The 9,845-nt window shown below is 64.0% G+C and carries 11 protein-coding genes; 10 read left to right on the forward strand and 1 reads right to left on the reverse strand.

Annotated features, from left to right (window positions below; translation table 11 throughout):
• Window positions 1–409 (reverse strand): S-adenosylmethionine synthetase N-terminal domain-containing protein (locus ACZM96_RS07400; protein ID WP_489488246.1); only part of this gene is annotated, 409 nt, incomplete at its 3' end.
• 270 nt (window positions 410–679) lie between these two features.
• Here ACZM96_RS07400 and ACZM96_RS07405 point away from each other — a divergent pair.
• From ACZM96_RS07405 to ACZM96_RS07450, 10 genes are all read left to right on the forward strand, one after another.
• Entirely contained in the window at window positions 680–1,261 is a 582-nt protein-coding gene (locus ACZM96_RS07405) for a hypothetical protein (RefSeq protein WP_489488248.1), read from the forward strand.
• 2 nt (window positions 1,262–1,263) lie between these two features.
• Window positions 1,264–2,844, forward strand: a complete 1,581-nt coding sequence (gene murJ, locus ACZM96_RS07410; RefSeq protein WP_489488250.1) for a murein biosynthesis integral membrane protein MurJ — start codon at window positions 1,264–1,266, stop codon at window positions 2,842–2,844.
• Between the two features lie 12 nt (window positions 2,845–2,856).
• Complete coding sequence (ispH, locus tag ACZM96_RS07415; RefSeq protein WP_489488252.1) at window positions 2,857–3,714, forward strand: 4-hydroxy-3-methylbut-2-enyl diphosphate reductase; 858 nt, start codon at window positions 2,857–2,859, stop codon at window positions 3,712–3,714.
• 105 nt (window positions 3,715–3,819) lie between these two features.
• Window positions 3,820–4,596 (forward strand): response regulator, encoded by a 777-nt coding sequence (locus ACZM96_RS07420; RefSeq protein ID WP_489488254.1) that lies wholly within the window; start codon window positions 3,820–3,822, stop codon window positions 4,594–4,596.
• 3 nt (window positions 4,597–4,599) lie between these two features.
• Window positions 4,600–6,171: an ATP-binding protein gene (locus ACZM96_RS07425; protein WP_489488256.1), complete on the forward strand. Its 1,572-nt coding sequence runs from the start codon at window positions 4,600–4,602 to the stop codon at window positions 6,169–6,171.
• 29 nt (window positions 6,172–6,200) lie between these two features.
• Window positions 6,201–6,362, forward strand: a complete 162-nt coding sequence (locus ACZM96_RS07430; RefSeq protein ID WP_294484010.1) for a hypothetical protein — start codon at window positions 6,201–6,203, stop codon at window positions 6,360–6,362.
• Window positions 6,363–6,593: 231 nt separating this feature from the next.
• Window positions 6,594–6,995, forward strand: a complete 402-nt coding sequence (locus ACZM96_RS07435; RefSeq protein ID WP_489488258.1) for a hypothetical protein — start codon at window positions 6,594–6,596, stop codon at window positions 6,993–6,995.
• 76 nt (window positions 6,996–7,071) lie between these two features.
• Entirely contained in the window at window positions 7,072–8,421 is a 1,350-nt protein-coding gene (locus ACZM96_RS07440) for a trypsin-like peptidase domain-containing protein (protein WP_489488260.1), read from the forward strand.
• 72 nt (window positions 8,422–8,493) lie between these two features.
• Window positions 8,494–9,081, forward strand: coding sequence for a hypothetical protein (locus ACZM96_RS07445; protein ID WP_489488262.1), 588 nt, complete (start codon window positions 8,494–8,496; stop codon window positions 9,079–9,081).
• A gap of 195 nt (window positions 9,082–9,276) precedes the next feature.
• Entirely contained in the window at window positions 9,277–9,609 is a 333-nt protein-coding gene (locus ACZM96_RS07450; RefSeq protein WP_489488264.1) for a hypothetical protein, read from the forward strand.
• The last annotated feature ends 236 nt before the right edge of the window (window positions 9,610–9,845 follow it).

A 9,845-nucleotide genomic window follows, 5' to 3' on the forward strand; every position in this document is an offset into this window, starting at 1 on the left:
TGTCGGTTTCGTTGGAGGCGAAGCCGAACATCATGCCCTGGTCGCCCGCGCCCTGATCTTCGGGATTGGCGCGGTTCACGCCCTGCGCAATGTCGGGCGACTGCTTGTCGATGGAGGAAATCACGGCGCAGGTCTGGGCGTCGAAGCCCATGTCGGTGCCGAGATAGCCGATGTTGCGAATGGTGCGCCGCACGATGGCCGGAAGGTCGGCGTAGCCCTTGGTGGTGATTTCGCCGGCCACAATGGCCATGCCCGTGGTCACCAGTGTTTCGCAGGCGACATGGGAATCGGGATCCTGCTCAAGCAGGGCGTCGAGCACGGCATCGGAAATCTGATCGGCCACCTTGTCGGGATGACCTTCAGTGACGGATTCGGAAGTGAAGAGGTATTTGCCTTTAGGGGGGATCATGGAGTCTCCTTGAAGTTCACGGGGCGCTCGGAGGGATGCGGCATGAACCGGACACCGTGAGCGAAAGGCATCCGGGAAAGACATATCTTTATATCAAGCTATGGTAATATGCCTTTCACTCCGACACTATACACAGGGAAATGCGGGCTGTCCAGCTTCTTGACGGGATATCATCGTCACGTTATCCCCTAAGAAAGGGAAAACAGAAGGATGGCTCCTGGTGCGGGCCGACGGGTCCTCCTGCTTCACGTGCCTGTCCGGGAGTACGCCATGCAGCCTTTCTATCAGGGAAAAATCGACAATTTCTGCGCCATGTACGCAGTGCTCAACGCGCTGCAGGTGCTGTTCAGCATAGGTCCGCATCAGGCCCGGAGAATTTTCAATCGCGCGCTGTACGCGCAGGCCGCCGATCCGGACATGTTCGGAAGAATTCTCGAACACCGCACCGACTACGTTTCCCTGGTGGACTTCATGCTCGACGACGTGCGCCGGCACGAGTTTCCCGGCCTTTGCGTGAGTGCGCCCTTTGCGCCGGACGCGTCCTGCGATCAGGTGTGGGAGGCGCTGCGCTCCTGCGCAAGACCGCCCATGCCGCTGGTGTCGATATTTCGCTTTCTGCGCATTGCCCCGCCCTCGGAACGGCCCTACGTGGATCACTGGACGGTGGGACACTATATGGATATGGAGGGACTGCATTTTCTCGACTGCAGTCTGGAGGCGGGCGCGCTCTTCTGCCTGCCCTATGCAAAATTGACGGATCCTTGGCGACCGCTCAGTCGGGAATACGTGGTCATTCCGCCGGAGAGCGTGAGGATTCTGTCCGTTTCCCGAGCCGTGGGGCTTCCGGTATGAGTATGGCACTTACATCTCGGCAGAAAATGGGGGCGGCCGCCCTCATCATGGCGTTCAGCGTGCTCGTTTCGCGCTTCATGGGGCTTTTCCGCGACAAGATCATATCCTGGCAGTTCGGAGCCGGCGGCGAAACGGACATCTATTTCGCGGCCTTCGTCGTGCCCGACTTTCTGAATTATCTTCTGGCGGGCGGCTACATTTCCATCACGCTCATTCCGCTGCTTTCCCGGCGCTTCGAGGAAGACGAGGCCGACGGCTGGCGCTTCTTCGGCGTGGTGTTCTCCTGGGCCACGCTGTCCATCGGACTGCTTTCCGTGGTCGCGTGGGCGGCGGCCTCCCGTCTTGCGCCGATGGTGGCTCCGGGCTTTACGCCGGAGCAGTGCGCGCGTCTTGCGGATTTTCTGCGCATCGTGCTGCCGGCGCAGGTGTTCTTCCTGCCGGGTGCCTGTCTTTCGGCCGTGCTCTACATCCGGCATCAGTTCACGGTGCCCGCGCTCATGCCCCTCATCTACAACGGATGCATTCTGCTTTTCGGCGTGGGGCTGCCGTGGCTCGGACTGGCGCAGGGCATGGAAGGCTTCTGCTGGGGCGTGCTTGCAGGCGCCGCCCTCGGCGCGTTCGCGCTGCCGCTTGCGGCAGTGCGGGCCGGAGGGCTTCACCTTTCCTTCGGCCTTCTGCATCCGCTCATGAAGAAATTTCTGCTCATGGCCCTGCCGCTCATGATCGGTCAGTCCGTGGTGGTGCTCGACGAGCAGTTCGTGCGCATTTTCGGCAGCATGGCCGGCGACGGAGCCGTGAGTCTGCTCAACTACGCGCGGCGCATCATGATGGTGCCCGTGGGCGTGGTGGCGCAGGCCGCGGGCGTGGCCTCGTTCCCGTTCCTCGCGTCTCTGGCCGCCAAGGGCGACATGGACGAATTTCGCGCCACGCTGCGCCGCACCATGACGAACAGCATGATCGTGGCCGTGCCCGTCACGGCCTGGATGATCACCGCTTCCGGCCCGGTGCTCGGATTCATCTTCGAGGGCGGCAGCTTTTCCGTCGCCGAAACGCGGGGAGCCGCGCCGCTTCTGCAGATCATGATGCTCGCCGTGCCGTTCTGGCTTCTGCAGCAGGTGACGGGCCGCGCCTTCTACGCGCGGGAAGACACCGTCACGCCCGCCGTGGTGGGCACGGTGGTCACGCTGCTCGCCGTGCCGGGCTACATGCTGCTCATTCCGCTCCTCGGCGCACGAGGCGTGGCGCTGGTGACCACGGCTTCCATTGCGCTGTACGCGCTTGTGCTCATGGTGGTGGCCTGCCGCCGCTGGGCGTCCGGAGCCTTTGCCGGCATCTGGGGCACGGCGTGGCGCAGCGCGCTCATTTCCATGCCGGGCTGCGGCATCATGCTCGCCGTCATGCACGACGGATTCAGGCTCATGCAGGGCTGGAACGCCCTGCTTCAGCAGTTCATCGTGCTCGCCGTGGGCGGCGTGCTGTTCGTCGTCTCGTGGCTCGTCATCGCCTGGTTCTTCCATCGCGACTACTTCCGCCTTGTCACCTTTCCCTTCCTGCGGCGCGTGAAGCGCGTCCGGCAGTCCTGACGGAGGCTTTTCATGAACGTCATCCGCGCAAGTCACGCCGGATTCTGCATGGGCGTGGCTCTTGCCCTGCACAAGCTCGACACCATCGTCGCCTCGCGGCCCGATCAGAGCGTGGCCACGCTCGGCGAGATCATCCACAACCCGCAGGTGCTCGAAGACTACGCCCGCAAGGGCGTGCGCTGTCTGCACGCCGTGGAGGAGTCCGAAAGCGACATGTCGGTGCTCATCCGGGCGCACGGCATTCCCAGAGACGTGGAGGCGAGACTGCGCGAACGCTGCGCCCGCGTGGAGGACGCCACCTGCCCCCGCGTGAAGAACGCCCAGCTCGCCATTGCCGAGGCCACGGCCGACGGGCGCGAGCTTCTGCTCTACGGCGAGGCGTCGCACCCCGAGGTGCGGGGTCTCATTTCCTACGCCGCGGGCGCAAGTCGCATTTTTTCTTCGCTGGCCGATCTGGACGCGCTGCTCTCCGGCGCGGAGCTGGACGGCCGCCCGCTGGTGCTCGCCGCCCAGACTACGCAGGACCGCCTCATCTTTGATGAAATGCACCGTCGCCTGTCCGCGCGGTTCGGCTCTTCTCTCGCCGTGCTCGACACCATCTGCGACGCCACGCGCGAGCGGCAGGAGGAGGCCGGGGAAATTGCGGCGCGCGTGCAGGCCATGGTGGTGGCCGGGGGCAAGTCGAGCGGCAACACGAAGCGCCTGGCGGAACTTGCCCGCATGCGCGGTGTGCCCACGGTGCTCGTGGAAACCGCCGACGAGCTCAATGCCGCCGATTTTGCCGGCGTGCGCACCGTGGGGCTCACGGCGGGGGCGTCCACGCCGCGCTACATCATCGACGAAGTGGAAAAAAGACTGCGCCTTCTGTGAGGCAAGAAGCGGCAAGCTTCCTGCAACATATTGTAACAGGAAAAAGGGTGCGATTAAGTTCGCTCCCGGCTATAGTCTTTCCAGAATGTTCTGGAGGACCTTACCATGCCCGATACCGATACTTCTCAGATGCCTGCCCTGTCCCTTCTTGTCGTTGACGACGATCAGGATATTCGCGACCTCATGGCCGAGTACCTGCGCCAGCATGGCTTTCTTGTACGGGTGGCCGACGGCGGCAAGGCCATGTTCGAGAGCATTGAACAGGAAGTGCCCGATCTCATCGTGCTCGACATCATGATGCCGGGCGAAGACGGTCTCTCCCTGTGCCGCCGCCTGCGCGCCATGGACAGCGCCTCGTCCGTGCCGGTCATCTTTCTCACGGCCCTCGGCGACACCGCCGACCGCGTGGTGGGCCTGGAACTCGGCGCAGATGACTATGTGGTCAAGCCTTTCCAGCCGCGCGAGCTTCTGGCCAGAATCCGCGCCGTGCTCCGCCGTTCCGGCCGCGCGCCCGGCGCTCCCGCCGATGCCGGACGCCCGGAAAAGGCCTATCACTTCAGCGGCTGGACCCTGGACATTTCGGCCCGTCACCTGATCGCTCCCGGCGGCATGGTGGTGAATCTGAGCGGCGCGGAATACCGCCTGCTCACCATTTTCCTTGAGCATCCGCAGAAGGTGCTCAGCCGCGACTTCATTCAGGACGAGCTTCAGGGCCAGGAAACCGACCGCAGTCCCTTCGACCGCAGCCTCGACGTGCAGGTCTGCCGCCTCCGCGCCCGCCTGCGCGACACCGGCGACGGCGACAAGGGCCGCGAAAACAAGCTCATCAAGACGGTGCGCGGTGACGGCTACGTGTTCACCAGCGCCATCACCATGGAGTAGTTCATGGCTGCCGCGGAAAGCCGGACGCACGCGGAAGGGAAGGGCTTTCTTTCCGGTCTGAGACATCTTGTTTCCAGACTCTCGCCCGATTCCCTTCTGGCGCAGCTCATACTCATTTTTTCGGGCGGCTTCTTCGCGTTGCTGCTGCTTACCACCATTTACGCGGGAGAATCCCGCCACTTCTACTTCATGCGCGGCCTCATGGCCGACAGGGCCCGGCGCATGGCCGAAGTGGCCGCGCTGCTCGATTCCACCTCGCCGGAAATCCGCTTCGTGCTGCGCGAACAGTTCAACAGCCGCGGATTTTTCGTCACGTTTACGAGTTCGCGTCCATCCCTGTCCGTGCATGAGGATATGAAGGACGTGTCCACGCTCATGGAATACATGCTCAACGTGTCCCTTTCGCGCCTGTACGGCGACATGCCCGGGGGCTCCGGCGGCATGATGAGCGGACGGCATGGCATGGGCCGTCACGGCAGAATGCACGGCGGGGACGGTTACAGCGACGACGTGCCGCGCCGCGGCATGCTGGCCGTGCGCGAACTGAACCTGCCGAGCCCCATGGAATCCTTCGGGCAGTCGGTGTGCCAGTATTTCACCGAGGACAAGAGAAAGCGCGGACCTTCCGTGTATCAGGCCACGGCCGTGGTTCCGCTGCACGACGGCACGTGGGTGGTCATTGAGGATTCCGCGCCCGGCTATCCGCCCATGCCGTATTTCCCCTTCACGAGCATCATGGCCATCGAGATATTTTTTGTGGTCATCAGCTTCCTCGCGTTCTATCTCTGCGTGAAGCCGCTGCGCAGGCTCGCCCGCGCCGCCGACCGCTTCGGCCGCGACATCCACACGCCGGCGCTTCCCGAAACCGGTCCCACCGAAGTGCGCGAAGCCGCGCAGGCCTTCAACCGCATGCAGACGAGCATCCGCGAATTTCTCGACGAGCGGGAACGCACCCTCGCCGCGGTGTCGCACGATCTGCGCACGCCGCTCACCCGCATGCGTCTGCGCGTGGAGCAGCTCGACGAAAGTCAGCGCGGCCCGCTGCAGAAGGACATCGGAGAACTGCAGCAGATCATGGACACAACCATAGACATCGCGCGCAGCAAGAGCGAGAATGTCGCCGTTGTGGACGTCATGTCCCTTATTGAAAGTCTTGTTGAAGACCGGCAGGATATGGGGCAGGATATCCGCATGGAGGAACGTCTTCAGACGCCCGAGGCCATGTTCTCGATCCGTCCGCTCAAGGCGCGTCCGCTCAGCATGAAGCGCTGCCTGGCCAATCTCATGGACAACGCGCTGCGCTACGGCGGTCACGTGGTGGTGGACGTCAAGGACAGCGACGACATGCTGTCCGTGATCATTTCCGACAGCGGCCCCGGCATCGCGGAGTCGGAACTCAAAAAGGTGTTTGAGCCCTTCTACAGGGTGGAACGTTCACGCAACCGCAGCACGGGCGGAACAGGACTCGGCCTGTCCATCGCCCGGAGCATGGCCCGCATGCACGGCGGCGACGTGACGCTGGAAAACAGGCCGGAAGGCGGGCTGAAAGCCACGGCCACCTTCAAGCGGACGTGAACGGCAAGGTGGAAACAAAAGGAGTTGTCATGATTCGTTTTGGTCTTATCGCGCTTCTCTGCGTAAGTTTTGCTCTGGCCGGATGCGCCGTCCCGCCGCCTCATCACGACGGCCCGGAATACGATCAGCCCCGCGGGCACAGGCCTCCGCCCCCGGACTATCATCCCTACTGGGGCCCGAGAAGCCGCTAGCGTGAGGCCGTTTCGGCGAATCTCGGAAAAGCCCGGATCAGCGTGTGCGCTGTCCGGGCGTTTTCTCAGGGCCGTTCCGGGCGGCTGAGACTTCGCGCCGTGAGCGTTTGCGGCGCGGCGTTTTTCCGCAGCGCAGAACCTCGGCGGAACGCCTGCAGGGCGTCCTGCCGGGCCCGGCGGTTCTGAAAACCGCCTTCTGCGTTGCTCGCTTCATCATCTTGGAGGTAGGCCATGCGTGCGCTGCCCATTGTTGCAGGATGTCTTTTTCTTCTGGCCGGCTGCCTTCCGCCGCAGCCCGGATACACGTATGCGGAGCCCTATCCCGGCCCCGTGCGTCATGAGGTGCGCCCCGCGCCCCGTCCGGCCCCGCGCCCGCAGGTCCACAAGCCGGCTCCCGCGCCCCGGCCTCAGGCAAACAGGCCTGCTCCGCGCCCGCAGGTGAACAGACCGGCTCCTGCGCCGAAGTCGCAGGTGTCCAGACCCGCGCCGCGCCCCGACGCCCATGTTTCGCCTGCCTGCCCCGGCAAGTCGTCCGCCCCGTCCGTGCAGCGTCGGCCCGAGCCCCGCAAGGACGGCGGCAGAGCGCCCGCGCCCGGCAGAAACGAACCGGGTCGTCCGGTTCACGGCAAGTAGCCTTTCTGCGGACGCCCGTGCGTCCGGATCGGCAATGACGAAAGACTGACCTCCGCTTCCCGGAGGGTCTTTTCCTATGAGCAGAATTACCGTTCGTTCTCTTGTATTCGTTTGTCTTCTGTGTCTTGTTCCCGTGACCGAGGGCTGCGCCGCGCCGCCTGCGGCCGCCCCGGCCCTGACCGCGCGTCAGCAGGCCCGCGTGACTCCCGCCGTGCGCGCCGTAAGCGCCGTGGCTCCGGCCGTGGTGAACATCACGAGCACGCTGGTGGAGCGCCGCTCCCCTGCGGAACTCACTCCCTTCGACTTCTTTTTCAACATGCCCGGCCGTGATCTGCGCAGTCAGAGCATCGGTTCCGGCATCATCATCGACGGCAGCCGCTCGCTGGTGCTCACCAACGCCCACGTGGTGAACGGCGCGTCCGCCATTTCGGTGCGTCTTCTCGACGGCCGCACCTTCGACGCCGACGTGGTGGGCGCGGAGCCGGATTTCGACATTGCCGTGCTGCGCCTCAAGGGCGCGAAGAATCTGCCTTCCGTGGCCATGGGCGATTCCACCGATCTCATGCCCGGTGAGAGCGTCATTGCCATCGGCAATCCCTTCGGCTTTTCGCACACGGTGACCACGGGCGTCATTTCCGCCCTCGACCGCACCATTGAAGCCGAAGACGGCGTGTTCACCGATCTCATCCAGACCGATGCCGCCATCAATCCCGGCAACAGCGGCGGGCCGCTTCTGAACATCCTCGGCGAGCTCATCGGCGTGAATACGGCCATCTACGACAAGGCGCAGGGCATAGGCTTCGCCATTCCCATCAGCAAGGCCCGCCGCGTGGTGGACGAAATTCTCGATCAGGGCCATGTGAGCACGCCGTGGCTTGCGCTCATCGGTCAGAACGTGGATCCCCGCACGGCCCGCTATCTGCGCCTGCCCGAAGCCGAAGGTCTGCTCGTCACGGAAGTGTTCGACAACGGCCCGGCGGACAAGGCGGGCATACGCCCCGGCGACGTGATCATGGAAATTTCCGGCAATGCCGTGACCGACAGAGACAAGTATCTTTCCCTGCTGCGCAACCATCAGCCTCACGCCCCCGTGACGCTGAAGCTCTGGCGCAACGGCTCGGAAAAGACCGTCACCCTGACCATGGCGGACTTCGACGACGGCACGGCGGCCTCGCTTGCGCTGCGCCGCTGGGGCATGGCCGTCAAGGACGGCAGAAACGGCGCGGTGGTGACGGATGTGCGGCCCAATTCTCCCGCGGCCCGTCTCGGGCTGGAGAGGGGCGACGCCGTGACGGCTGTTTCCGGCCGGGCGACCGGTTCGCGCAAGGCGTTTCTCGACGCGTTCCGCCGGGATTTTCTCAAGAGGCAGATACTGCTTCAGGTGCTGCGCGACGGCCGTCTCTATCAGGTGCGCATGGGAATTTAGCAGGTCGGCCCGGCGTTGCGTCCCGGACATAAAAAGGCTAAGGTGTGAAATCCCTTTTTCAGGAGTTGAGGTATGATTCATTTCCGTCGTCTTTCCTTGTCCATGTGTGCGGTTCTGATGTTCGCCGCGGTGGCCCTCACCGGCTGCCTGGCCCAGAATAATGTCCGCCTGCTTTATAATCCCAGCGGAACTGCCGCCCTGCCCGTGGCCACGGCTCCGCGCGTGGCCGTGGTTGTGTTTGAAGATCAGCGCGGCCGCATCGACATCGGCACCCGCAAGGACGGCAGCCCCTTCCAGCCGAGCTCCAGCGTGGCGGAATGGGTGAGCCAGTCTCTGGCCGACGAACTCGCGCGTCAGGGCGCGCAGGTGTCTCTGGCCACTACCATGGCCCAGGCTCAGGCCGGACAGCCCGACTACATCGTGGGCGGCGTGGTCGAACGCGTGTGGCTCACGGAAAAGAGCATCAGCAACTACGACGCCGTCATCCGCATCCAGACCCGCCTCTACAGCCAGAAGCAGGCCACGGTGTCCAGAAGCTTTGCCTCCCAGCAGGAAAAGACCGGCATTCCCGGCGCGGCGCTCGCCGAACAGACCCTGTCCAGCACGCTGGCCGATGTGCTCAAGAACGCGTCCATGTCCATCATGGGAGCCATGCGCTAGAGCGCTTTCCCGCCTTTTGCCGAGGCTGAGGGCTGCTTCCGGCGCGCCTTTGCGCCGCGCGCTCCGTCCTGGCGAAAGCAGAAAGGTTTTGCGCTTTGCCGCTGAAGTGTGAACATTGCGCCGCGTCCGGTTCTTCCGGGCGCGGCGTTTCAGTCTGAACGCCTTTCTCTGCGGAAAGGCGGATACGGAGCAGCTATGAGACCAGTGCTTGTGAAGGCCTACGGGGCCCTGAATCCCGCCACGGAGGAAACCTATCGCGCCGTGCGCGCCGTGCTTGAAGACTGGTACACTCCCGACGCCGTGGAGCTGAAGGGCGATCTTCTGCGCATCAGCTACGAAGGCGAGGTGTTTCCCGACGCCGAAGTGGTGGAGGCTCTGCGCCCCTTTCTCTGCGATCAGAGCGAGGGCAAGCTCGACATCCTTGACCTTGAGGCGTGGACGCTGCATCGGTACTTTTTTGCCTACGGTCGCCTGCGCGATCACACGGCCACGCTGGACAAGGCGCTGGAAGCCTGCTCCATGCACTAGGCGAGGCCGAAACGGCGCGCCGCCTCTCTCCATTGTTTTCCATCCGCGGGATGCTTCGTTTGCCGGAGCGTCCCGTTTTTTTTTGTCCGTCGTCCGGGCGTCGGCTTCTGAGAGCCGCCTGCGTCCCGCCGTTTGGGCTGCCTGCTTTGCCCCGGCGCGGCTGCTGCTCCGGCTTCGGCGAGCGTTCTTTCATGGGGCAGGCGCAGCCTTCGACGGCTCGTCGTGCTGAACCTGTG

The organism is Mailhella sp. (genome assembly GCF_057866825.1).